Genomic DNA, 22,404 nt, shown 5'->3' on the forward strand with positions numbered 1-22,404 from the left:
TCCTCCCCGCGACCAGTCTAGCGCCGGGCGGCCACTTCGCAAGGGTCAGTAGATCTCGCGCGATTTCTGCGCAGCGGCCGCAAGGCCTTGGGCCAAGCGCGCGTCAAACCCGTTTTCGCGCAGAGTGAGCAGACCAGCGGCGGTGGTTCCCGCATAGTCGATCATCTCATCGACATGATCTTGCGGGCTGGGGCCGTGCGCCATCATCTCACCTGCTGCAAGGAAAAGCTGACGCACCGCGCGATCAGCGATCCCGGGGGGAACGCCCTCGGCCTCGGCATGGCGCACCATCGCGGCAGCGCAGGCGGCGACAAAACCGGGCACGGGGCCGGTCATCGCGGTGAAAAGGTCGATATGGGATTCGCTCTGGAGTTCGTCAGTGGTTCCGCAGGCTTCAAACAGTGTACGGGTGCGGGCGCGGTCTTGCGGCGTGACGGCGGTGCTTGCGATCCAGGGGGAATAGGCCAGTGCGCTGGCGGCGGCGGGGCTCGACATGGCACGGATCACGCGGGGGCTGCCCGAGAGGCGGGACAGTTCGGCCAGCGGCACCCCCGCCATGACCGAGATCACCAGCGTGTCGCGCGCATTGATGCGCAGATTGCGCGCGCCAGAGGGCGGGACGCACAGGATCACCACGTCGCAGCGCTCGGCTAAGGCTTGCGGATCGCGCAGGGTGTTTTCGGGGGGGAAGTCTGCGATGTCGGGGGCCTTGCCCGAGCGGTTTGCGACATACAGCGCTTGGGGTTCGGCCCGCCAAAGCGCCTGCGCGATTGCGCCGCCTAACATCCCTGAGCCGATTATGCCGATTGAAAACCCAAGTGCCATGCGCCGCTCCCTTAAAGATTTGGGCGCAGCCTAGCGCGTGGCGGATGCTGGCGAAACCCTTACAGGTTATCGGCGGCGGGCATGCCCATGACGTGATAGCCGCTATCGACCGAGATGATCTCACCGCTGGTGCAAGCGCCATAGTCCGAGCACAGGTAAACGGCGGTGCCACCGATCGCCTCTAGCGTGGCGTTGTGGCGCAAAGGTGCGTTGGCCTCGGTATGGCGGAAGGTCTTGCGTGCCCCGCCAATTGCCGCGCCCGCCAGCGTTTTCATTGGGCCGGGCGAGATTGCGTTGACGCGAATGCCATCCGGCCCCAGATCGGCGGCCAGATAGCGCACAGCCGATTCCAGCGCTGCCTTGGCCACGCCCATCACGTTGTAGAACGGCGTCACGCGCTGCGACCCCATATAGGTCAGCGTGATCATTGAGCCGCCGTCATTCATCAATTCGCTGGCCCGTTTGGCCACGTCGATAAAGCTGTAGCAGGAAATCGTAAGCGAGTTCTTAAAGTTGTCGCGCGAGGTGTCGATGATGCGGCCTGTCAGCTCGTTCTTGTCAGAGAACGCGATGGCGTGGACCACGAAATCGAGGCTGCCCCATTCGTCTTTGATCTGCGCAAAGGCCGCATCCATCGAGGCATCATCCGTCACATCGACATCGACCAGCAGGCTGGCACCGACGCTGGCGGCAAGCGGTTCGACGCGCTTTCCGAACGCGTCGCCCTGATAGGAAAACGCCAATTCCGCGCCCTCATCGGCCAGCGCCTTGGCAATCCCCCACGCAATCGAGCGCTCATTGGCGACGCCCATCACGAGGCCGCGCTTGCCCTTCATCAGATCTGCCATGTCCGCCCTCGCCGAGATTTTCTGAATTAGTCTTTGTATTTGCTCATCAAAAGCGAGGCGTTCGTGCCGCCAAAGCCGAAGCTGTTGGACAGCACCGAATCATGGTTCACATTCTCGACCAGCTTGGTCGCGATTTCGCCTTCACGGATGCCGGGATCAAGTTCGGTGACGTTGATCGAGGGCGCGATAAAATCGTGCTGCATCATCAGAAGCGAGTAGATCGCCTCGTTCGCGCCCGCCGCGCCAAGCGCGTGTCCGGTCATCGACTTGGTCGAGCTAATCGGCGCGTGGTCGTCACCAAGGGCGCGGCGCACGGCTTCGACCTCGACAACATCGCCGACCACGGTCGAGGTGCCGTGGGCGTTGATATAGGTGATCTTGCGCCCCTCAGCCAAAGTCGACGACGCCAGTTTCATCGCGCGTTCGCCACCCTCACCCGAGGGGGCAACCATGTCATAGCCGTCCGAAGTCGCGCCGTAACCGGTGATTTCAGCGTAGATTTTCGCGCCGCGGGCCTTGGCGTGTTCCAGTTCCTCAAGCACCAGCATGCCGCCGCCGCCGCCAATCACGAACCCGTCGCGGGTTGCATCGAATGCGCGCGCCGCCGTAGTGGGCGTGTCGTTATATTTTGACGACATCGCGCCCATCGCGTCGAACAGGCACGACAGTGTCCAGTCGACCTCTTCGCCGCCACCGGCAAAGACCATGTCCTGCTTGCCCATCTGGATCAGCTCGCAGGCATTGCCGATGCAATGCGCGGACGTCGAGCAGGCCGAGGTGATTGAGTAGTTCACACCCTTGATCTGGAACGGCGTGGCAAGGCAGGCCGAGACGGTCGAGGACATACATTTGGTGACCGCGAACGGGCCGATCCGCTTAGGGCTGCCCTTTTCTTGGACAATCTGATGCGCGGCAAAGAAACTCGAGGTGGATGGGCCGCCCGAGCCTGCGATCAGGCCGGTGCGTTCGTTTGAAATGTCGGATTGTTCCAGCCCGGCATCGGCAATCGCCTGCGCCATCGCGATATAGGCATAGGCGGCCGTCGGCCCCATGAAGCGCAGCTGGCGCTTGTCGATATTGGCGGCCAGATCAATCTCGGGCACGCCCGCGACCTGACTGCGAAAGCCCAACTCGGCATATTCGGGCTGGAAGGTGATGCCCGATTTTCCAGCCCTGAGGCTGGCGGTGACTTCCTCGGCAGAGTTGCCGATGGGCGAGACGATGCCCAGCCCGGTAATGACGACACGGCGCATACGGCCCTCCATTCTTTCTCTGGCGCTCAGGTTTCCGAGAGCGCGACTTTCATATCTTTGACCTGATAGATCACGTCTCCATCGGCCTCGACAATACCATCAGCAACCCCCATCGTGAGGCGGCGGGTTTGAATGGCTTTGGTGAAATCGACCTTATAGGTCAGCATTTTGCGTTCGGGGCGCACCATGCCGGTCAGCTTGACCTCACCGACACCCAGCGCATAGCCGCGCCCTTGCCAGCCGCGCCAGCCCAAGTTGAACCCGGTCAATTGCCACAGGCCATCAAGGCCCAGACAGCCCGGCATAATCGGATTGCCGGGGAAGTGGCATTCAAAGAACCACAGATCGGGGGTGATATCGAATTCGGCAACGACATGGCCCTTGCCGTGTAAGCCGCCATCGCCCGAAATCTCGGTGATGCGGTCCATCATCAGCATCGGCGGCGCGGGAAGCTGCGCATTGCCGGGACCGAACAACTCGCCCCGCGCACATTTGAGGAGATCCTCTTTCCCGAAGCTCGTCGGAAATCCTGTCATACCTGCCCCCTCATGGTTCTGCCCCGCGTTTTCAATTGTCTATCATTGCCGCGCCAATCGGCGCAAGGGCAAGGGGAATGGCGCAGTAACGCGGTTGCATTGAAATTTGATGCGCAAACCTGCATATATACAGGGGAGGAGTGCTAAGATGTCCGTGATACCAAATTTGATGCAGACGCGCGCTCAGGCGTGGCTGAATAAGGCCGACTTGCGTCCGACGCGGCAACGCTTGGCACTGGCGGCGCTTTTGGTGGGCGATGGCGAGAACCGTCATGTCACCGCTGAAAGCCTGTATGCGGCAGCAGTTGACGCGGGCGAGAAGGTCTCGCTGGCCACGGTCTACAATACGTTGCGCGCGTTTTGTGGGGCCGGGTTAATGCATGAAATCACGGTCGATGGCTCGCGCAGCTATTTCGACACGCGCATGGATAATCACCCGCATTTCTTCTGGGAAGACGAGAATCGGATTTCCGATGCACCTGCTGAAGAATTGGAACTGGCTCGCGTGCCCAAGGCCCCCGAAGGGGCGCAGGTGACGCGGGTGGATGTGGTGATCCGGGTGCGGCGCACTTAGCGACGCCTAAGGCAGAACCGCCAGCCAGCCCCAGATTGTGAAGATCGACAGCGCGGTAGCGATCAGCACCGCCGAGGCCGCGACGCGTCGCCCAACCCCGTAGAGATTGGCGAATATGTAGGCATTTACGCCCGGTGCCATCGCCCCTGTCAGCGTGGCCGAGCGCAGCGCGCTGGTGTCGACGTGAAACGCGAAATGCGCCAGCGCGTAGGCAATGCCGGGATGCACCACCAGCGAGAGCACCGCAATCATCGCAATTGCACGGCTGTCGCCCTCGGGGCGGTAGCGATACAGCACGCCACCCAGCCCGAACAGCGCCGCTGGCAGCGCCGCTTGCGCCATCATATCCATGCCCGCTTGCAGCGGATGGGGCAGCGGATACCCCGTCAGCGCGGTTCCCAGTTTGATCGCGAAACCCGTCATGATTCCGATCACCAGCGGCGTGCGCACCACCCCCAGTAGCGCGTTCATCCCGACGCGGCCAAGCCCCGCGCCGGTGCCGTGATTGCGCACGCCCTCCATTGTGAGGATGCCGATGGTGTACAGCAGCGGCGCGTGGATCGAGATGATTGCGAAATTGCCCGACAGGGCGTCGGTGCCATAGGCGCGCTCAGTGATCGGCACGCCCAGCAGCAGCGAGTTGGAAAACAGGCAGGCAAAGCCGATGGCGACGCTTTCCGGCCCGGTGCGCCCCATCATCCGCGCGCCGGCGATCCCGATTGCAAAAGACACCAGCGCGCCTGCATAAAACGCGCTCATCATGCCCCAGTTGTAGCTTTGGCCAAGGTCAAGATTGGCGATCGAGCGCGCCAGCAGGACCGGCACCGCGAAATTCTGCGCAAAGCGCATCAGCCCATCGACGGCACTGTCCGAAAACATCCCGCGCCACGCCACCACATAGCCAAAGCCGAGCACCAGAAAAACCGGCAGGATGACGTCGATCAGCGAACTCATTTTGGGCTGTCGGGGGCTGTGAATTCAAGCGCCATCCCGTCAAAGGCCGGGCGGATATGATCGGGGGTCTCGGCGGCCACCGCGTCATGGTCGAGGTCGATATGCATATTGGTCAGAACCGCGCTTGTGGGCTGCGCGCGCGCGATCCACTCCAGCGATTGCGCCAAATGAGCGTGGGTCGGATGGGGCGTGCGGCGCAGCGCGTCAAGCACCCAGCACTCCAACCCCTCAAGATGCGCCCAAGCCGGGTCGGGAATGGCTGAGACATCGGGCAGATAGGCCAGCGGGCCGATGCGAAAGCCAAGCGCGTCGATATTGCCGTGTTCTACTCGGAACGGCTGAAAACTGATCGCACCACCCGCGCCGTTCACCTCGAACGCGGTTTCATGGCGGATCGCCTGCAGGTCGCAGATCGGTTGGTAATTACTGTCTGGGGGCTGCACGAACGCATAGGCAAAGCGGTTCAGTAGCGCCTCTTGCGTGTCGCTATCGGCCCAGACGGGCAGGCGTTTGCGCATGTTGAACACGATCTGGCGCAGGTCATCAATTCCGTGGACATGATCGGCGTGGGAATGGGTGTAGACCACCGCGTCCAGCGTGCCGACCTTTGCGTCAAGCAGCTGCGCGCGCATATCGGGCGAGGTGTCGATCAAGACCTGCGTGCGGCCCTGCGGGGTGATGCGCTCCACCAGCATTGAGCAACGGCGGCGGTAGTTCTTCGGATTGGCGGGGTCGCATTCGCCCCAATGGTTGCCGATGCGCGGCACACCGCCCGATGATCCGCAGCCCAGAATGGTGAAACGCAGGCGGCTCATGCGGGCAGACTCCCGCGCTCGCCATGTTGGGCGGCTTTGGCGAATAGACGGTCAAAATTGGCCTGCGTGGCGGCGGCGAATTCGGTGAGCGGCACCCCGAACACATCTGCGCCCACCTTGGCGGTTAGCGCGGTATAGGCGGGTTCGTTGCGCCGTCCGCGATGGGGCGGAGGTGCTAGATAGGGGCTGTCGGTTTCCACAAGGATGCGATCAAGCGGCGCCGTAGCGAAAATATCGCGCACCTCTTGGCTGCGCGGGAAGGTCGCGATGCCTGACATCGACAAATAGAACCCCAGATCAATCGCCGCTTGCGCCAGACGCGGACCGCTGGAAAAACAATGCATGACGCAGGAGTAGGGCGCGATCTTCATCCCTTCAGTCAGGATCGCTTCCATATCTTCATCCGCGTCGCGCGAATGAATGATCAGCGGCAGGCCAGTTTCCTGCGCGGCCTCGATATGAATACGCAACGAGACCTTTTGGGCCTCTGCACTCTCGGCGGTGTAGTGATAATCCAGCCCGGTTTCGCCAAGACCGACGAATTTGGGATGCTGAGCCAGCGCGACCAGTTCCGCGACCGATGTCATTGGCTCTTCGGCCACGCTCATTGGGTGGGTGCCCGCAGCGTAGAAAACGCCCTTATGGGTTTCAGCGATGGCGCGCACCGAGGGCTCGCTTTTCAGCCGCGTGCAGATCGTGACCATGCGCGTCACGCCAGCTTCATTGGCGCGCGCGATGACCTGATCCAACTCACCCGCGAAATCAGGGAAATCGAGGTGGCAATGGCTGTCGGTGATCTCGGGGGGCGTGGTAACGTCGGGGAGTGTCAAAAAAGGCTCCTTTCGCGGCTTACGAAGCTGCGGCGGTAATCTCTAAAACGATATCCATCACCAAAGCGGCAGGGTCAAGGTTGACCGCCCGACCATGACGCGCCCGCGCGCCCAAGGTTTGGTGAAGGGTCGCCCATTTCATTGCGGCGCGTTCATCTGGTGATAGGCGGGTCAGCAAATCGGCCTCGCCGGGGGCTGCCTCGGGCATGGGAGCGCCTGCGACACCTGTGCGCGCCACACGGGCTAGAAATAACTCCACCAAGCCAAGCGTCAGATCAAGGCGCGGCTCGTTGGTTTTGCCCGCGCAGCCTTCTGCCAGTGCAATCGCGCCAAGACGGTCCAATTGGGGCAGAGTGGCCATCAGCTTGATCAGATTGGCATAGCGCGTCATGCCCTCAAGATTGATCAACCGGATCGCGGCGCCAACCGAGCCGCCAGATAGCGCTGCAAGCGCGTGGTGGTCCAACTCGGGCGGCACGCCCTCATCCTCGGCAGCGGCGAGGGCCGCTTCCATCTGCTCGGGTGCCAGCGTGGAAAGGCGCAATTCGCGACAGCGCGAGCGGATCGTAGGCAACAGCCGCGCGGGTTGATGCGCGATTAGCAGGAAAGTCACGCGAGGGGGTGGTTCCTCAAGCAGCTTGAGCAGCGCATTGGCGGCCTGCACGTTCAGCTCATCGGCGGCATCCACGATCACCACGCGCCGCCCGCCCTCGGTCGCCGACAGGTGCAAAAACGATTTCAGCTTGCGCACCTGATCGACGCGAATGTCTTGCGACAGCGCGGTTTCCTTTTCATTGGGGCCGCGTTTGAGCGTGAAAATACCGGGTTCCGAGCCAGCCGTGATGCGCGCAAGCGCCGGGTGGTCGGGATCGGGATCAAGGCTGCGGGGCAAGTCTGGTTCGCCAAACAGGCCCGGTCCGCTGTCATCGGGGCGCGTCAGCAGAAACCGCGCGATCCGCCACGCTAGTGTGGCCTTGCCGACCCCGCGCGGGCCGGTCAGCAGCCAGCCGTGATGCAGCCGCCCCATGTTGAAGGCGTCAAGGAAATCTTCCTCGGCACGGGTTTGACCCACCAGAACGCGGGTTTCGCGCGGGTGGCGCGCTCCGGGCGCGAGGGTAGGATCGGGAAGGTCGGCCGTGCTCATGCCCGCCACTCTAGAGCTTGGCGAGGGTGGTTTCCAGCACGTCTTGCGCGATTATTTCAGATGTGCGCGCGCCGTCGATCACGGCGAAACGGGGCGCGAATTCGCGCGCGAGATCCAGAAACCCGGCGCGCATTTTTTGCTGCAATCCAAGGCCGAAATCTTCGAACCGTTCTTCGCTGCCCTGCCGCCCCTTGGCGCGCGCAAGCCCCACGGCGGGGTCGATGTCGATCAAGATCGTGAGGTCAGGTTCGCGGGCGATCATAAGCGTGTGAAGCTGATCCACCAGCGCGCGCAGATCGCCGCGCGACAGGCCCTGATACATCCGCGTGCTATCGGCGAAACGATCACAAATCACCACTTTACCCGCCGCGAGGGCAGGTTCGATCACGCGTTCCAGATGATCGCGGCGCGCGGCGGTGAACAGCAGGATCTCGGTCTGCGCCGACCAGCGATCAGGGTCGCCCTCCAGCACGAGACGCCGGATTTCCTCGGCACCCGGAGAGCCGCCGGGTTCGCGCGTGAGCACTACGTCCAGCCCACGCGCGCGAAGGGATTCGGCCAGCGTCCGCGCTTGCGTCGACTTGCCCGACCCGTCGATCCCCTCAAAACTGATGAACATACCCTAGCTGTTGACCTTTTCCATCGCGGCGGTGAAGGCCTTGCCCCCAAGACGCGCAACGGCCGCCTTGACGCGCACCATGAACCCGCCGCGTTTGACGTCATTTTCCGCCACCAGCGCGACTTCGCGCGGCTCTTCAAGGCCGGGAACCGTGATCACCAGCTTGCCCAGCTTTTGACCCTTGGTGATCGGCGCGGCAATGGGGCTGTCAAACACGGCCTCTGCCTTGACCTTGTCTTGCGCATTGGCCGGGATCAGCAGCGAGAGGTCTTTTTCCGGGGCCAGCCCGACGCTGTCCTGCGCGCCCAGCCAAACCGAGGCTTGCGCCAGACGCGATCCCGCCTTGGCCACGTCTTTCATCACGAATTGGCGAAAGGCCCAGTTGGCAACTGCTTCGCCTTCCTGAGCACGCGCGGCCTCGGAGTCCATGCCCGACAGGACATACAGAATCCGGCGATCCCCCATCACGGCAGAGCCGACCAGCCCATAGCCCGATTCCTGCGTATGGCCGGTTTTCATCCCGTCAGCCTTCCAGTCGGCGGCTTTGATTTCCAGCAGCGGATTGCGGTTTTGCGCATTGGCAGGGGCGCGGTCTTTGTAGTTGAAATGGGTTTCGCCGAAGAAGTGATAATATTGCGGGAAATGGGTGATGATGCGGTCGGCAATGATGCCCAGATCATGCATCGACATGCGCTGACCGGGATCGGGCCAGCCGCTGGCATTGGCAAACATCGAGTTCTTCATGCCCAGCTCATGGGCGCGTTCGGTCATCAGTTCGGCAAAAGCGCGCTCGGAACCCGCAAGCCCCTCGGCCACGACCACGCAGGCATCATTGCCTGAATTGATGATGATCCCCTGAATCAGGTCGCGCACGCTGGGCCGGTCGGTGGTGTTGAGAAACATCGTCGAGCCGCCCATCGACTGCGCATGGGCCGAGACCGGAAAGGTTGTGTCCATCGTGATCCGGCCATCTTCAAGCGCCTCGAACAGCATATCAATCGTCATCAGTTTCGACATCGACGCCGGGGGCAGCGGGATATCGGCGTTCTTGGACAGCAGCACCGTTTTCGTCGTCACATCATAGACCCAAGCCGCATGCGCCTTGGTGTCAAAAGCAAAAGCGGGCAGGGCGGTCAGCGCCCCCAGAAGCGTGGCGAATATCAGTCGGGTAAGTTTCATGGTCATCCTAGTTCGAGACGGGGTAGGCATCAGGATAGCCCAGCCCATGAATGGTTTTCTTCAACGCGTTGAGGTCGGTTTTCGAGGGCGCAGGCCCTGCGATCACACGCCAGAAGGTTTTGCTTTGGCTTTGCTCTTTCTTGATCGTCGCGATCACGCCCGCCTTGGCCATCTGGCTTTGGGCGCGCTTGGCGTTGGCCTCGACAGAGAAGATCCCGATCTGGATATACATCTTGCCAGCGGGCGCTGTGACCGCAGGTTTTGAGGCTTTCGGCGGTGTTGCAACCGGCGGCGCAGGCGCGGGTGCGGGTGTCGGCGGAGCGCCAATCGCGGGTTTGGCTGGTTTGCCGGATTCGGCCTTGGCGATTGCGCCCGCCGCCGTGCTGGTCACCGCATCAAGGGATTTCTGCTCGACGGTCTCGGGCTTGGCGATCACGGGTTTGTCGACCAACGGCGTGGTTTCATCTTCCACCGGAGCCGTCTCACGGCGCAGGGCCACGACCGACAGTTCAGCGGGTGCCCCCGCGAGCATGCCAAGCGCATCCGCCGCATCTGAGCTAACCTGCAGTTTCGGCCCCGGATTGTCGATTTCACGCCGGAACAGCGCGCCGATCACAAATTTGCCATTGGCGGGGTTGCGAATGATCACGCGCTCGGGGTCTTTGACCTTGGGGTAGGCGACCCAGACACCGCCAAGCGAGGGGCGACCGTCCCAAAGCCCCTTTTCATCGACCGAAAACACCTGCGGAGCCTCGACGTCGCGCTCAACTAGCTTGGTCGCTTTGGCGGGCGTGGCCTCGGCGCTGCCCTCGTCAGCGGGCTTTTTCTTCATAAAATCAAACGGTTTCGCGCCATCCTGACAGGCGCTAAGCGCCAGTCCCGCGCCCAAAATCAGCGCCATCGCCGAGCTGCGCTTGCGCAATCCATTTGTCTGCATCTGCTGCCGTTTCATCCTGTGCCCCTTGCTGCGCGCGGTTGTCCCGCGGCTATTTTCCCGTCAGCGATCCCGTCCTGCGCAGCGCGAAAACCGCCCGCACACCCATCGCCGTCGCGCGTGATCCTAGCGCGTTGCCCGCCCCATGAAAAGCAGCGCTGCACATCGCTGGCGGAATTTGGCGCGAAACCCTTTCAGAATCGCGTGAAGCGGGCTAATGCGAGCGCGAACGGAAGTGTGGCCGAGTGGTTTAAGGCTCTAGTCTTGAAAACTAGCGTGCGGGGAACCGTACCGTGGGTTCGAATCCCACCGCTTCCGCCAATATTTTCCATGTGCTCGATATTCTTTGTCCGATATCAATCGGTTGTGCAGTTATTGGTCTTCGCTGTAGCATCCTTCTTGGTTTTCGCGCCACATTTTGCACGACATTTTGCTATACGAAGCAAGGTGAGTAGTCGCGATATAATCACGAAATAGGGCAATGTCTGGCACTTACGGCGACATATTCCCCCTGCTTACAAAGAGGTAGAGCCACGCAAAGAAGTCGTCTTGTCGTTGCGTTCGGCCTCTGAGGAGGTCGCGCGCCAGAAGGCTCGGGGTGTCTGGCATCAGCAGATCGAGGCTTGGGAGGCGCGGCTTGCTGGGGACACGGAGGATGCTCAGAAGCGTTTTGAGGCATCCAAACGGCTTGCATCAGCACGTGGGGGCAGATTTCTTGGTGCGCCGAAGGTTGCGCAGTTGCCGACGGATGCGTTGCTCGACCGGATTGAGGTCGCGCGCGGTAGCAGCGAAAAGATCGATCTGGTCAATGCCAGGGCGCTCCTAGGCGGCGCGACCGAGCCCCTGATTACCGTGTCGAGCACACTCGAGATGTTCTAGACGCTTGAGCGGGGTCGCGGCGTGGGTAAGAGCGAAGGGCAACTGCGACGCTGGAAAAAACCGTGTAAGAAAGCGATCGCAAATTTCATTGCAGTGATAGCTGACAAGCCGCTGCAGGACATTACCCGCGCGAATATGCTGGATCTTCAGAAAATAAGGTCGAAGCCGCGCCACCTGCTCGTCCCTCAGCCAGAGAAGACTGCTTTTCATATACGCGGCGTTACGCGCTGAGACCTGCGCGCGTTGGTGCGGTAAGGCGGCTTGCACCCAGCGATGGTGGCCCGGTCTGCCGTGGTGTCTCCCTCAAGCGTTCATCCCGCGCAGGTTGTTTGGTCGCCGAGAATTCCCAGCGGCAGGTGGTTTGACTCGCTTGCCGCGATGCGTCGCGGGAAATTGCGGTGAGCTGCGTCACTTTGACTGTCCGCGCGGACTAGCCCTGCGCGCTTTGGAGGCTACATCGAGATCACGCGACCGCAAAGGAGAACGCTATGCAGACTGCCGAATTCGTCACCACCGTCTTTGACGGTAAATCCAACCCCGCCAAGGTCACGGTGGCCTTCACCATGGCGCTCAATGCGGTTAAGGCGGGCCATAGCGCGATGGTGCTTTTGATGGTCGAAGCAGTGGAGCTGGGCGTGCCCGGCGCGACCGAAGGCATGGATATCGGCAAGCCGTTTGAGCCGGTGGACGACCTTCTCAAGGCCTATCTGGCAGGCGGCGGTCGGATCGGGATTTGCGGGGCCTGCATGATCCATAACGGGTTCAACGCCGAGCAGATGGCCCCTGAATACGAGATAGTGACCGCGCCCGATGTGGTGACGCTGCTGATGGCGTCTCAAGGGTCGCTGCAGATCACCTGACACCGCATTTCCAATACAGGCGGCGCGGCGATGTCTGCGCCGCACCTCGTCGCGCTCAACTTTGCGCGCTTGGACCGGAGGCGGTGAATGCGACGGCCTGCACAAGATCGGCTTGAAGCTGCGCCTTCGCACGGTCCTGCGCGGCGGCATCCGTAAGTCTGAGCAGGTGCGAGGGATGCAGCGTGATCAGAACGGGCAGGCCCGATCTGCTTTTTTTGATCTGTCCCCGCCGTGCCAGAATGGCCGCCCCGTTACCGGTCAGGCTTTGCGCCGCACTCGCCCCCATTGCAACGATTAGCTTGGGCTTCACCTGAGCGATCTCGGCCTCAAGCCACCAGCGACAATGCTTGATCTCGGACGCATTGGGGCGCTGATGCAGGCGCTGCTTTCCCCTCGGGGTGAATTTGAAATGCTTGACCGCATTGGTGAGATAGGCCGCCTCACGTTTCAACCCGGCGCGCGCGGCGATGGTGTCAAACATCTGCCCCGTCGGGCCGATAAAGGGCCTGCCGCCCAGATCCTCCATATCGCCAAAGCGGCGCGCGAAGAAATCCGCCGTGGGTTCAACAGTGTGATGGTTGGGTTCAAACCACGCGGCAAAGTTGCGCCGGACCGACATGCGAAGACTGTCTAGCGAGCAGCCATGTTTGCCTGTGCTCACAACCAAGGCCACAGCTTTGCACTGATACGCATCGCGGTGGTCCATGAGCCGCCGCACCGCGCGTCCGAGGTACTCTGGTGAATACGGCGTTGATGCCATCTTCTGTTCTATCGGGGGTAATTTTCCGAGCGCCTTGCCCTCCGCTAAAGCCGCATCAGCTCAGACGCCAACTGCGCTGCTGCTCTCGCCGAGTGGCGCGGCGTTTGCGCCGAATATGAGACAGGGTCACTACCCAACGAGAGACGAGTTCGCCTTCGTCTTTCAGCACCGCCAATACTGCTCTGTCGCCTGACAACGCCGCCTGGTTTTTTCCATCAGAGCATATGACGAATCTGTTGGTTACTCTGCGGCCGACAGAAGTAAACTTTCAGGAGGTACAAAAGGCCCCGCACAGGACGGGGCCTTTTCAATGTTTCACGCGCGGTTGCCTTAGCGCGTAGTTTCCCCGCGGCGACGCACTACCACGTCAACCGTGATCGAGGCCAGCAGCACCAGTGCGGTTGCCATCAGCTGCACCGCAGCGGGCAGTCCCAGCAGCGCCATGCCGTTCACGATGGCCGCAATCACGACCCCTCCCAGCACCGCATGCAACGGATGACCGCGTCCGCCAAACAGGGACGTGCCCCCGATCACCGCCGTTGCCACGACATACAGCACAATCGTACCACCGTCGAAGCTGGTCGAGATCGAGCGCAGGCGCGAGGCGTAGATAATGCCCCCCATGCCCGCCGTGGTTGCCGCTAGCGTAAAGGCGGCCGTGCGGATCAGGCTAAGGTTGATGCCCGCACGCCGCGCGGCCTCGGCGTTGCCACCGATGGCCAGAACGTAGCGGCCGAACTTCAGCTTGCCGAGCAGGAACGACCACGCGATCAGCACCGTAAACACAATCGGGATCACCCAAGGCATCCCCGAGAGCGGAAAGCGCGCAATCCCGCGATTCATGTTGGAAATAGTGACCAGCACAACCCCCGCCACAACCGCCAGCGCGATTTTTAGCAGCGTCATTCCCAGTGGCGGTGCGACCAATCCACTGGCCCGCCGCTTGGCGTCCTTGAGATAGGTGAGCGCGGCAAAGACCAGCACCGCTCCGCCAGTCACGATCCAGCCCATCAGCGGGCTGAGCGTGCCATTGGCGAAGTTGTTGATCATCTCGGACGCAATCGGCACCGTGCCGCCCGCGCCTAATAGCTGGATCATCAAGCCGTTAAAGCCCAGCAGACCCGCCAGCGTCACCACGAACGAGGGCAGGCGCAGGCGCGTGATCAGCAAACCCTGCACGATGCCCAGCACCGCCGTTACGCTAAGCGCCACGATCACAGCCGTCCACCACGGCCAGCCCAGCCCCGGTGCCACCAGCAGCGTCGCCACCGTCGCCCCGATCCCCGCGACAAAGCCCAGCGACAGGTCGATCTCGCCCAAAAGCAGCACGAAAACCTGCCCCATCCCGATCATCATAAAGACCGAGCCTTGCACCAGCAGGTTCACAAGGTTGCCATTGGACAGGAATTTGTCGTTCTGAAACTGGAAGATCGCCGAGATCAGCACAAAGCCAAGGATCACCGGCAGCACGCCGCTTTCGCCCGCTTTGACGCGCGACCAGACGCGGCCCATGTAGCTGCCAAAGCTTTCGGTTTCGCCACTGGTGACGACCGCTGCCGGGCCGCTTTCGCCAGATGCGGCGCGCGCCTCGGCGACCTCTTTGGCGTTTTCGGCGGCAATCGAGGGCGCGGCGCGCCCCTGTCCGGCAGTCACCACGTGATCGGATTTGCCCGTCGTCATCAGCTCGACCACGCGCTGCGTATCATAGTCGTCCATCGACCCTTGGCTGACCATCTCACCCAGCCGCAGGATCGCAATATTGTCGGCCACCGCGAACACATCATTGAGGTTATGCGAGATCATCACCACCGCCAGCCCCTGATCGGCTAGGCGGCGGACCAGTTGCAGCACCTGACCGGTCTGCGCGACACCCAGCGCGGCGGTGGGTTCGTCCAAAATCACCAGCTTGGAATTCCACATCACGGCGCGCGCCACCGCAATTGACTGGCGCTGCCCGCCCGAAAGCGAGGCCACCGGCTGGCGGATCGAGCGCAGGGTCGTGACCCGCAGCCCCGATAGCGTTTCGGCGGCGGCGCGTTCCATCGCGTCCTCGTCCAGCATGCCATTTGTCATAATTTCGCGGCCCAGAAACATATTCTGAACCACGTCAAGGTTGTCGCACAGCGCAAGGTCTTGATAGACCACCTCAATGCCCAACGCGGCAGAGTCACGCGGATTGCGCACCCGCACCGTCTTGCCATCCCATTCGATTGTGCCGCCATCGGCCTCATGGATGCCGGCAATCGTCTTGGTCAGCACGGATTTGCCCGCGCCATTGTCACCCACCAGCGCGGTCACCTGACCCGGGCGCACGTCGAAATCGACGCCGCTGAGGGCCTGCACCGCGCCGAAACGCTTTTCCAGGCCCCGGATGCGGAGAATCGCATCGCGGGGCCCGGTCCCATTACCCAAATCGCTCATCGGCTATCAGTTCCCGATGCCAGCGGCTTTGCACGCATCCGCAGCATCACCGGTGCACAGCTTGGCGACATCGACGAAGTTGTCTTTGACCACGGTGTCAGCAAGGTTCTTCGCTGTCACCCAGATCGGCACCATCAGAATCGAGGGCACTTCCTTGTTTTGCGAACTGTCCATCGTTTGACCGTTGATCAAACCCTCGGGCGGAGTTTCGCCCGCACGCACATAAAGCGCCAAGGCGGCGGCCGCTTGCGCCTCAAGATAGATTGGCTTGTAGACGGTGCCGCATTGATAGCCGGTCAGGATGTTTTGCAGCCCGGTGACAGTCGCATCCTGCCCGGTCGTCGGGAAGGTGTTCGGCGGCACTCTGAGGGTCTTGAGATACGAGATCACCGCATTTGCGTTGTCGTCATTGGGGGTCACAACCGCGTTGATATTCTCATGTGCGGTGAATTGCTGCTCAAACGTCGTGCGCGCGACTGAGGGGTCCCAAGTGCCCGCAGGCTCGCCCGCGTTATTATAGGTGCCATCGTCGAATTTCGGCTTGAGAACATCCATATAGCCCTGCTTGAACAGCGTGGCGTTGTTGTCGTCGGGCGAGCCTGCCATCACGAGGATATCGGGGTCGGCGACTTTCCAATCGGCCAGACATTCTTCCATGCCCTGACCGATCAGCTTGCCCACCGAGACGTTGTCAAAGCTGATATAGTAATCGCGCGAGCCGCCAACGGTCAGACGGTCATAGTCGATCACCGCCACGCCACGTTCCTTGGCGTATTGTTCAACCGCAGCGCCGCCGCCCGACGAGATCGGATCCAGCAGCAAAACGGTCGCGCCTTGCGAAATATCGGTCTGCGCTTGGGTGAGCTGGTCAGCCTCTGAACCTTGCGCGTTCGAGATGATCAGATCATCACTCGAAAGCCCAGCCATCTCGAAGGCTTTCTTCAGATAGGGCTCGTCAAACGAGGTGTAGCGCGCCGAGCTGGCCGTGTCGGGCAGCAAAACGCCGATCTTGCCCTTGCCCTTGGCGGTGACGTCCTTGAGCTTGGCCATCGCTGCGAAATCGGCCCCGAAATCGGATGCGCTGACGTCTTGGGCTTGCGCGGCCATGCCACACAGCCCAAGCGCGATCGCGCTAGTGCCAGCAAGACGGATCAATGCCGAAGCCGGCGTAAGAGGGGTGCGTTTGGTCATGAAATTCCTCCAGAAACCGGGTCATATCCTCCTCTGCCTGACGCAATTTCGCGATCAGTCCTAGCTCTGCGCAACGCAGCAGGGCGCGTGACCCGGCGGGGCACGCCCTGTTAGCGATATCATGGCGCAAATTCGGCCCACGCAAAGAGGGCGAAGGGTTACACGGGGTCACGACTTCGTGTTGCCGCGCTGCAGCGGACCGCATGTGACTAAATCTAGTGGAGGGTGCGTTGTCCAGACACTTGGCAAGAGCGCCCTCTTGCCCCCGCGCCGCCCCTGTCCTAGAAGGCGAAACACGCCTTTCAGACAGGATGCGGACATGCTCGATCATCTCGAATTCACCTCGCCTCAGCCCAAGGTCATTGCCGGGGCCCAATCGGATTGGGAATTGGTCATCGGGCTTGAGGTGCACGCGCAGGTCGCCTCGAATGCGAAACTGTTCTCGGGGGCCTCTACCACCTTCGGTTCCGAACCCAATTCCAACGTCGCTTTTGTGGATGCCGCGATGCCCGGCATGCTGCCCGTGATCAACGAGTTTTGCGTGGCGCAAGCAGTGCGCACTGGGCTGGGCCTCAAGGCCGAGATCAATCTGCGTTCGGCCTTTGATCGCAAGAACTACTTCTACCCCGATCTGCCGCAGGGCTATCAGATTTCCCAGCTTTACCATCCCATCGTCGGCGAGGGCGAAATCATCGTCGATATGGGGCCGGGCGTCGCGCGCAAGGTTCGCGTGGAGCGGATTCACCTTGAACAAGACGCGGGTAAATCAATTCACGACATGGACCCGAACATGTCCTTCGTCGATCTCAACCGTACCGGTGTGGCGCTGATGGAAATCGTCAGCCGCCCCGATATTCGTGGCCCCGAAGAGGCCGCCGCCTATGTCGCCAAGCTGCGCCAGATCCTGCGCTATCTGGGCACCTGCGATGGCAACATGCAAAACGGCAACCTGCGCGCCGATGTGAACGTCTCGATCTGCAAGCCGGGTGCCTATGAGAAGTATCAGGAAACGCAAGATTTCGTCCATCTCGGTACGCGCTGCGAGATCAAGAATATGAACTCAATGCGCTTTATTCAGGCAGCCATTGAATATGAAGCCCGCCGCCAAATCGCCATCGTCGAAGACGGTGGCAAGGTCGTGCAGGAAACCCGCCTCTATGATCCCGATAAGGGCGAGACGCGCTCGATGCGCTCCAAGGAAGAGGCGCATGATTACCGCTATTTCCCGTGCCCCGATCTGCTGCCGTTGGAGATCGAACAAGCTTGGGTCGATGATATCGCAGCTTCGATGCCCGAACTGCCAGATGGAAAAAAAGCGCGCTTTGTTCAGGAATTCGCGCTGTCAGAATATGACGCCTCGGTACTGACGGCAGATGTCGAAAGCGCCAATTATTTTGAGGCCGTGGTGGCGCAAGCAGGTGATGGCAAGCTGGCCGCCAACTGGGTCATCAATGAACTGTTCGGCCGTCTGAAAAAGGACGACGCCGAGATCACCGCCAGCCCGGTTTCGCCCGAGCAACTGGGCGCGATCATCAAGCTGATCAAGTCCGATGCGATCTCGGGCAAAATCGCCAAGGATCTGTTCGAAATCGTCTACACCGAAGGCGGCGACCCCGAGCAGATCGTCGAGGCGCGCGGTATGAAACAGGTGACCGACACCGGCGCGATTGAGGCCGCCGTGGACGCCGTGATTGCTGCCAACCCCGATCAGGTCGAAAAAGCCCGCGCCAACCCGAAACTGGCGGGCTGGTTCGTCGGCCAGGTTATCAAAGCCTCGGGCGGCAAAGCCAACCCCAAAGCGGTCAACGAATTGGTGGCGCAAAAGCTGGGATTGTAAGCGCGATTCCCCTCGCAGTCAGGGCGCCTCCGGGCGCCCTTTTCGTTTGCCACCTTTGGCCCCTCACCCTAGGTTGACCCCCGATAGTCAGTTGAGACGAGTAGGATTGTAAGTATGAGTGGTTTGCTGGCATTGCTTGACGATGTGGCGGGGATTGCCAAGATCGCGGCGACCTCGATTGACGATGCGGCAGGCCAAGCGGTGCAGGCGGGGGGCAAGGCGGCAGGCGCGCTGATTGACGACGCGGCCGTAACGCCGAAATATGTTCACGGGTTCGAACCGGCGCGCGAGTTGCCAATCGTGGGGAAAATCGCGCTCGGTTCGATCAAGAACAAGCTGATTTTTCTGTTGCCAGCGGCGCTTTTGCTGTCGTCCTTTGCGCCTTGGACGATCACGCCGCTGTTGATGCTGGGCGGGTCTTACCTGTGCTTTGAGGGCGGCGAAAAAGTCTATCATCTGTTCAAACCGCATGTGCCCGACGCCGAGGGGCATATCGCGGCGCAAACCGCCGATCACCTTGAAGAGTCCCGTGTCAAAGCGGCTGTGAAGACTGATTTCATCCTGTCCGCAGAGATCATGACAATCGGGCTGGCTGCGCTTCCGCCTGCGCAAAACATCTGGATGGAGGCGCTGGCCCTCGCGATCATCGGGATCGGTGTGACGGTGGTGGTTTATGGCAGCGTGGCGCTGATCGTTAAGGCCGATGATGCGGGGCTATGGCTGTGCAAAAACGGCAAATTCGCGCCCACCCGCGCGCTTGGTCATGGCATCGTCAAGCTGATGCCGTGGCTGATGAAAGTGCTGATGACGGTGGGCACGGCAGCGATGATCTGGGTGGGCGGAAATATCGTGCTGCACGGACTGGCCGAGCTGGGCTGGCACACGCCCTACGACTGGATTCACCATCAGGCCGAGGCCGCCGCCCATGCCGTCGGCAAGGCCGAGGGCTTTGTCGCCTGGGCCGTCACCGCGTTTTTCGATGGCATCTTCGGGCTGGCTTATGGGCTGGTGCTGATCCCTGTCGTAACTCGCCTCATTCAACCGCTTTACCGCCTGCTTACGGGCAAGAAAAAAGCCGCGCACTGATCGCACGCGGCTTTTTCATCTAGCGATAAATACTCCGGGGGAGGCTGACAAAGTTTTGGCTTTGTCAGTTGGGGGCAGCGCCCCCTCCGTCAGTTCAGATAAGGCATCGGGTCGATAGACTCGATTCCCTTGCGCACCTCGAAATGCAGATAGCCCGGATCGCCCGATGCGACCTTGGCGATCGTCTGACCGCGCTTGACGCTGGCACCTTTCTTCACGCTCAGGCCGGTAACGTTGTAATAGACCGTGACCAGATTATCGGCATGTTTGAGCGCAAGGAACGACACATCATCGGTGTCTTGCGAGATCAACAGAACGGTGCCTGCCTCCGCGGCTTTGACAGCAGTGCCGGGGCTTGCAGAAATGTCGATCCCGTCATTTTTGCCCTTCTTGAACGGGCGAATGATCGCACCTGACACCGGCATCGACATCTTGGCGCTACTTGAGGCGCTGGTGCGTTCATTGCTCATGTCGGGCACGCTGGATTTATCCACCGGGGCCGAGGCTTTGGGCGGCACGGTTTTGGGCAGGGGCTCGGCCGCCGAAGGCGGAACCGGGGTCGGTGAGCCGGTGCCGGGAACAGTAGTCGTGCTTGCGGTTTCCACCTTGGCCGGTTGGCGGCTTGAGGCGACCGGGATCAGCAGAACCTGACCCTCGCGCACGCTCAGATCGTTGGGTAACCCGTTCCATTGCGCCAGCGCCTTGACCGGCACATTGTAATAACGCGCGATCGAATAGGCGGTCTCACCGCGCGCCACCTTGTGGCGGGTCGGCTCGGGGCTGGTGGCCGTTACTGCTGCCGGGGCGGCGGGGCGCGCGCTTTGGCCCGATTGCGAATTGTCGATCGCGTTTGACGCCAGCGAGGTGATATCAATCGTATCTGCGGTTAGCGCGCTGGGGTTGGTGCCCATGCCTGTCGTGCCATCCGCAGTAGCGCCGCCGCCAACCTTGCTGGGCAGGGCCAGAACTTCGCCCGCGTTCAGCACCGCATTGGGGGCCACCGCGTTGTAGCGTGCCAGTGCGCCGGGATCGGTGCCGATACGCTGGGCCACGGCGGTCACTGTCTCTCCGCGATTGGCCACGACGACCTGATAGTTAGGATAGGTGATGATGCCGCGACTATCGGGGCGCGGGCGATCTTGCACGGCCTGACGCGCGGCGTCGGTGGTATCCAAGCCCCCCGAACCAAAGCGGCGCAGGTCCATGTCGAAGCCTTGCTGATCGCACGCCGCCAGCGTGCCTGCGGCAACCCCTGCCACAAGGATCAGCCGCAGCCGGGAGTTTCTCAATGACATCCGCTCGTCCTCACTGTTTGCCGGGCCTCTGGGGGCCCTTTTCATATCTATCGTCCTGCCCGTCAATCATTCGCCATGCCCTCAACCAAAGGAACAAAGCGCACCGGGCGCAATTCTTCATAGTCAAACCCGACCTCAAGGCGTTGCACCCGGATCAGGCTTTGCACCGTGTCGGACTGACCTACGGGCAAGACCATGATACCGCCGATCTTGAGCTGCGCCAATAGGGGGCCGGGCGGGTCTTCGGCGGCGGCGGTCACGAGTATTCTATCGAACGGGGCCTGATCTGGTAACCCGCGTGAGCCATCGCCCGCAATCGTCACGATATTGGGGATCGACATGGCGGCAAACAGCGCCTCGGAATCGCGCGCCAAACGGCGATGGCGATCCACGGTGTACACGCGGCGTGCAAGCTGACTGAGCACAGCCGCCTGATAGCCCGAGCCGGTCCCGATCTCCAGAACGGTATCGCGCGGCCCGACTTTCAGCGCCTGCGTCATCAGCCCCACCACCGAGGGCTGGCTGATCGTCTGACCGCATGCGATGGGCAGCGGCATATCCTCATAGGCGCGCTCGGCAAACAAGCCGCGCACAAAGCGGCCCCGGTCGATGGCCTCCATCGCGTTCAGCGTGCGCGCATCGGTAACGCCTTTGGAACGCAGCGCAAAGAGAAACCGCATCTTACGCTCTGCCAGGTTCTCTTGCGCCTCTTTGCTCATCCCAAACGTGCCTCAAGATCGCTTAGCACGTCATGGGCGGTCAGATCGGCGCGCATCGGCGTCACCGATATGTAGCCGTCCAGATTGGCTTCCGCGTCGGTGCCCGGCGCGGTGGGCGTGTGCTGCGGGCCACCCTTGACCCACAAGAACCGCCGCCCCGAGGGCGCGTGATGGGGTTCGACGCCAAAATAGCAATCCTTGCGAAAGCCCTGCGCGACGACCTTGTGGCCCTTGACGTCAGCGGCCAGCACCGGCGGGAAATTCACGTTGTAAAACACCCGGTAATCACCATCATCCCAGATACCATTGGCCCACAGCCTGCGCACCAAAGCCGCGCCATGCACGCGCGCGGCCTCGAACATGTCGGGCGCGTCAAACACCAGCGGCCCCAAGAACTGCGACAGCGCAATCGCAGGCACACCTTGCAAAGCCGCCTCCATCGCGCCGCCCAAAGTGCCGGAATAAAGCGCGTTATCAGCTGAATTATTGCCCCGGTTCACGCCCGACAATACCAGATCGGGGCGCTGCCCCTCTAGCACGTCATACAGCCCGGCCAGCACGCAATCGGCAGGACTGCCCTCGGTCGCGTAGCGGCGCTCTGCGAGCTTGGAAATCATCATCGGGCGGGTGTAGGAAATGCAATGGCCGACGCCCGATTGCTCAAAGGCGGGCGCGACTGTCCAGACCTCGCCATCTGGCCCTGCGACCTCAGCGGCGATTTCGGTAAGTACCTTAAGCCCGGGCGCTTCAATCCCGTCGTCATTGGTAATGAGAATGCGCATGTGGCCCCCGAAAATGCTGGCTGTCTGCCCTGCTTAACGCGGGTGGGCTGCGGGGTAAAGCGG

Annotated in this window: 20 protein-coding genes, 1 tRNA gene and 2 pseudogenes; 6 read left to right on the forward strand and 17 right to left on the reverse strand. The window is 61.5% G+C overall.

Annotated elements, in window-relative coordinates; translation table 11 throughout:
• Positions 1-45: 45 nt before the first annotated feature.
• Genes ACN0SD_RS06640 through fabA form a run of 4 tightly spaced genes read right to left on the reverse strand, consistent with a single transcriptional unit; the run spans position 46 to position 3,462 of the window.
• Complete coding sequence (locus ACN0SD_RS06640) at positions 46-825, reverse strand: pyrroline-5-carboxylate reductase family protein (RefSeq protein ID WP_417807437.1); 780 nt, start codon at positions 823-825, stop codon at positions 46-48.
• A 59-nt stretch (positions 826-884) separates the two neighbouring features.
• A complete protein-coding gene (locus ACN0SD_RS06645) occupies positions 885-1,673 on the reverse strand; it encodes an enoyl-ACP reductase FabI (RefSeq protein WP_417807438.1) in 789 nt (262 codons plus the stop codon).
• Positions 1,674-1,699: 26 nt separating this feature from the next.
• Positions 1,700-2,926: a beta-ketoacyl-ACP synthase I gene (gene fabB, locus ACN0SD_RS06650; protein ID WP_417807439.1), complete on the reverse strand. Its 1,227-nt coding sequence runs from the start codon at positions 2,924-2,926 to the stop codon at positions 1,700-1,702.
• 26 nt (positions 2,927-2,952) lie between these two features.
• The gene (fabA, locus tag ACN0SD_RS06655) at positions 2,953-3,462 is read right to left on the reverse strand and encodes a bifunctional 3-hydroxydecanoyl-ACP dehydratase/trans-2-decenoyl-ACP isomerase (protein WP_417807440.1); all 510 of its coding nucleotides are present in this window, start codon (positions 3,460-3,462) and stop codon (positions 2,953-2,955) included.
• Between the two features lie 148 nt (positions 3,463-3,610).
• Here fabA and irrA point away from each other — a divergent pair, with 148 nt between their 5' ends.
• Positions 3,611-4,036, forward strand: a complete 426-nt coding sequence (irrA, locus tag ACN0SD_RS06660; protein ID WP_417807441.1) for an iron response transcriptional regulator IrrA — start codon at positions 3,611-3,613, stop codon at positions 4,034-4,036.
• Between the two features lie 6 nt (positions 4,037-4,042).
• Here the strand turns inward: irrA and ACN0SD_RS06665 are convergent, their stop codons facing one another.
• The 7 genes from ACN0SD_RS06665 to ACN0SD_RS06695 are packed head-to-tail and all read right to left on the reverse strand — an operon-like array spanning position 4,043 to position 10,529.
• On the reverse strand, positions 4,043-4,990 hold the full coding sequence (locus ACN0SD_RS06665) for an AEC family transporter (RefSeq protein WP_417807442.1): 948 nt from the start codon (positions 4,988-4,990) through the stop codon (positions 4,043-4,045).
• Positions 4,987-5,805 (reverse strand): MBL fold metallo-hydrolase, encoded by an 819-nt coding sequence (locus tag ACN0SD_RS06670; RefSeq protein WP_417807443.1) that lies wholly within the window; start codon positions 5,803-5,805, stop codon positions 4,987-4,989. Before ACN0SD_RS06670 ends, ACN0SD_RS06665 begins: the two co-directional genes overlap by 4 nt.
• Entirely contained in the window at positions 5,802-6,635 is an 834-nt protein-coding gene (locus ACN0SD_RS06675; RefSeq protein ID WP_417807444.1) for a TatD family hydrolase, read from the reverse strand. Before ACN0SD_RS06675 ends, ACN0SD_RS06670 begins: the two co-directional genes overlap by 4 nt.
• Before the next feature lie 19 nt (positions 6,636-6,654).
• Positions 6,655-7,779: a DNA polymerase III subunit delta' gene (locus tag ACN0SD_RS06680; protein WP_417807445.1), complete on the reverse strand. Its 1,125-nt coding sequence runs from the start codon at positions 7,777-7,779 to the stop codon at positions 6,655-6,657.
• Positions 7,780-7,789: 10 nt separating this feature from the next.
• Positions 7,790-8,398 (reverse strand): dTMP kinase, encoded by a 609-nt coding sequence (gene tmk, locus ACN0SD_RS06685; RefSeq protein ID WP_417807446.1) that lies wholly within the window; start codon positions 8,396-8,398, stop codon positions 7,790-7,792.
• A 3-nt stretch (positions 8,399-8,401) separates the two neighbouring features.
• On the reverse strand, positions 8,402-9,577 hold the full coding sequence (locus ACN0SD_RS06690) for a D-alanyl-D-alanine carboxypeptidase family protein (RefSeq protein ID WP_417807447.1): 1,176 nt from the start codon (positions 9,575-9,577) through the stop codon (positions 8,402-8,404).
• 7 nt (positions 9,578-9,584) lie between these two features.
• A complete protein-coding gene (locus ACN0SD_RS06695) occupies positions 9,585-10,529 on the reverse strand; it encodes an SPOR domain-containing protein (protein WP_417807448.1) in 945 nt (314 codons plus the stop codon).
• Positions 10,530-10,742: 213 nt separating this feature from the next.
• On the opposite strand from ACN0SD_RS06695, the gene ACN0SD_RS06700 reads away from it, so the two are divergent.
• The 3 genes and pseudogenes from ACN0SD_RS06700 (at position 10,743) to ACN0SD_RS06710 (ending at position 12,250) form a co-directional block, all read left to right on the forward strand.
• Positions 10,743-10,832 (forward strand) — tRNA-Ser (locus ACN0SD_RS06700).
• A gap of 168 nt (positions 10,833-11,000) precedes the next feature.
• Positions 11,001-11,390: pseudogene (locus tag ACN0SD_RS06705) on the forward strand (integrase); the annotation flags it as partial.
• A gap of 488 nt (positions 11,391-11,878) precedes the next feature.
• Complete coding sequence (locus ACN0SD_RS06710; protein WP_417807449.1) at positions 11,879-12,250, forward strand: DsrE family protein; 372 nt, start codon at positions 11,879-11,881, stop codon at positions 12,248-12,250.
• A gap of 55 nt (positions 12,251-12,305) precedes the next feature.
• Here ACN0SD_RS06710 and ACN0SD_RS06715 read toward each other — a convergent pair.
• The 3 genes and pseudogenes from ACN0SD_RS06715 to ACN0SD_RS06725 form a co-directional block, all read right to left on the reverse strand.
• Positions 12,306-12,782: pseudogene (locus tag ACN0SD_RS06715) on the reverse strand (UdgX family uracil-DNA binding protein); the annotation flags it as partial.
• Positions 12,783-13,340: 558 nt separating this feature from the next.
• Positions 13,341-15,431, reverse strand: a complete 2,091-nt coding sequence (locus tag ACN0SD_RS06720) for an ATP-binding cassette domain-containing protein (protein WP_417807450.1) — start codon at positions 15,429-15,431, stop codon at positions 13,341-13,343.
• Positions 15,432-15,437: 6 nt separating this feature from the next.
• Entirely contained in the window at positions 15,438-16,622 is a 1,185-nt protein-coding gene (locus tag ACN0SD_RS06725; protein WP_417807451.1) for a sugar ABC transporter substrate-binding protein, read from the reverse strand.
• A gap of 319 nt (positions 16,623-16,941) precedes the next feature.
• Here ACN0SD_RS06725 and gatB point away from each other — a divergent pair, with 319 nt between their 5' ends.
• Both gatB and ACN0SD_RS06735 read left to right on the forward strand, forming a co-directional pair.
• A complete protein-coding gene (gene gatB, locus ACN0SD_RS06730; protein WP_417807452.1) occupies positions 16,942-18,459 on the forward strand; it encodes an Asp-tRNA(Asn)/Glu-tRNA(Gln) amidotransferase subunit GatB in 1,518 nt (505 codons plus the stop codon).
• Between the two features lie 114 nt (positions 18,460-18,573).
• Positions 18,574-19,545, forward strand: a complete 972-nt coding sequence (locus ACN0SD_RS06735) for a DUF808 domain-containing protein (RefSeq protein WP_417807453.1) — start codon at positions 18,574-18,576, stop codon at positions 19,543-19,545.
• 89 nt (positions 19,546-19,634) lie between these two features.
• Here ACN0SD_RS06735 and ACN0SD_RS06740 read toward each other — a convergent pair whose 3' ends face one another.
• The 3 genes from ACN0SD_RS06740 to surE form a co-directional block, all read right to left on the reverse strand.
• Entirely contained in the window at positions 19,635-20,840 is a 1,206-nt protein-coding gene (locus ACN0SD_RS06740) for a LysM peptidoglycan-binding domain-containing protein (RefSeq protein ID WP_417807454.1), read from the reverse strand.
• Between the two features lie 62 nt (positions 20,841-20,902).
• Complete coding sequence (locus ACN0SD_RS06745; RefSeq protein ID WP_417807455.1) at positions 20,903-21,559, reverse strand: protein-L-isoaspartate(D-aspartate) O-methyltransferase; 657 nt, start codon at positions 21,557-21,559, stop codon at positions 20,903-20,905.
• Complete coding sequence (surE, locus tag ACN0SD_RS06750) at positions 21,556-22,341, reverse strand: 5'/3'-nucleotidase SurE (protein WP_417807456.1); 786 nt, start codon at positions 22,339-22,341, stop codon at positions 21,556-21,558. The genes ACN0SD_RS06745 and surE overlap by 4 nt, the downstream gene beginning before the upstream one ends.
• Positions 22,342-22,404: the final 63 nt, after the last annotated feature.

It is taken from the genome of Thioclava sp. (assembly GCF_048263065.1).
Lineage (GTDB): Bacteria > Pseudomonadota > Alphaproteobacteria > Rhodobacterales > Rhodobacteraceae > Thioclava.

Excerpts from the sequence above, each read along its gene's own strand:
- ACN0SD_RS06640 (WP_417807437.1), bottom strand. The coding sequence starts at position 825 with ATGGCACTTGGGTTTTCAATCGGCATAATCGGCTCAGGGATGTTAGGC.
- ACN0SD_RS06645 (WP_417807438.1), bottom strand. The coding sequence starts at position 1,673 with ATGGCAGATCTGATGAAGGGCAAGCGCGGCCTCGTGATGGGCGTCGCC.
- fabB (WP_417807439.1), bottom strand. The coding sequence starts at position 2,926 with ATGCGCCGTGTCGTCATTACCGGGCTGGGCATCGTCTCGCCCATCGGC.
- fabA (WP_417807440.1), bottom strand. The coding sequence starts at position 3,462 with ATGACAGGATTTCCGACGAGCTTCGGGAAAGAGGATCTCCTCAAATGT.
- irrA (WP_417807441.1), top strand. The coding sequence starts at position 3,611 with ATGTCCGTGATACCAAATTTGATGCAGACGCGCGCTCAGGCGTGGCTG.
- ACN0SD_RS06665 (WP_417807442.1), bottom strand. The coding sequence starts at position 4,990 with ATGAGTTCGCTGATCGACGTCATCCTGCCGGTTTTTCTGGTGCTCGGC.
- ACN0SD_RS06670 (WP_417807443.1), bottom strand. The coding sequence starts at position 5,805 with ATGAGCCGCCTGCGTTTCACCATTCTGGGCTGCGGATCATCGGGCGGT.
- ACN0SD_RS06680 (WP_417807445.1), bottom strand. The coding sequence starts at position 7,779 with ATGAGCACGGCCGACCTTCCCGATCCTACCCTCGCGCCCGGAGCGCGC.
- tmk (WP_417807446.1), bottom strand. The coding sequence starts at position 8,398 with ATGTTCATCAGTTTTGAGGGGATCGACGGGTCGGGCAAGTCGACGCAA.
- ACN0SD_RS06690 (WP_417807447.1), bottom strand. The coding sequence starts at position 9,577 with ATGAAACTTACCCGACTGATATTCGCCACGCTTCTGGGGGCGCTGACC.
- ACN0SD_RS06695 (WP_417807448.1), bottom strand. The coding sequence starts at position 10,529 with ATGAAACGGCAGCAGATGCAGACAAATGGATTGCGCAAGCGCAGCTCG.
- ACN0SD_RS06710 (WP_417807449.1), top strand. The coding sequence starts at position 11,879 with ATGCAGACTGCCGAATTCGTCACCACCGTCTTTGACGGTAAATCCAAC.
- ACN0SD_RS06720 (WP_417807450.1), bottom strand. The coding sequence starts at position 15,431 with ATGAGCGATTTGGGTAATGGGACCGGGCCCCGCGATGCGATTCTCCGC.
- ACN0SD_RS06725 (WP_417807451.1), bottom strand. The coding sequence starts at position 16,622 with ATGACCAAACGCACCCCTCTTACGCCGGCTTCGGCATTGATCCGTCTT.
- gatB (WP_417807452.1), top strand. The coding sequence starts at position 16,942 with ATGCTCGATCATCTCGAATTCACCTCGCCTCAGCCCAAGGTCATTGCC.
- ACN0SD_RS06735 (WP_417807453.1), top strand. The coding sequence starts at position 18,574 with ATGAGTGGTTTGCTGGCATTGCTTGACGATGTGGCGGGGATTGCCAAG.
- ACN0SD_RS06740 (WP_417807454.1), bottom strand. The coding sequence starts at position 20,840 with ATGTCATTGAGAAACTCCCGGCTGCGGCTGATCCTTGTGGCAGGGGTT.
- ACN0SD_RS06745 (WP_417807455.1), bottom strand. The coding sequence starts at position 21,559 with ATGAGCAAAGAGGCGCAAGAGAACCTGGCAGAGCGTAAGATGCGGTTT.
- surE (WP_417807456.1), bottom strand. The coding sequence starts at position 22,341 with ATGCGCATTCTCATTACCAATGACGACGGGATTGAAGCGCCCGGGCTT.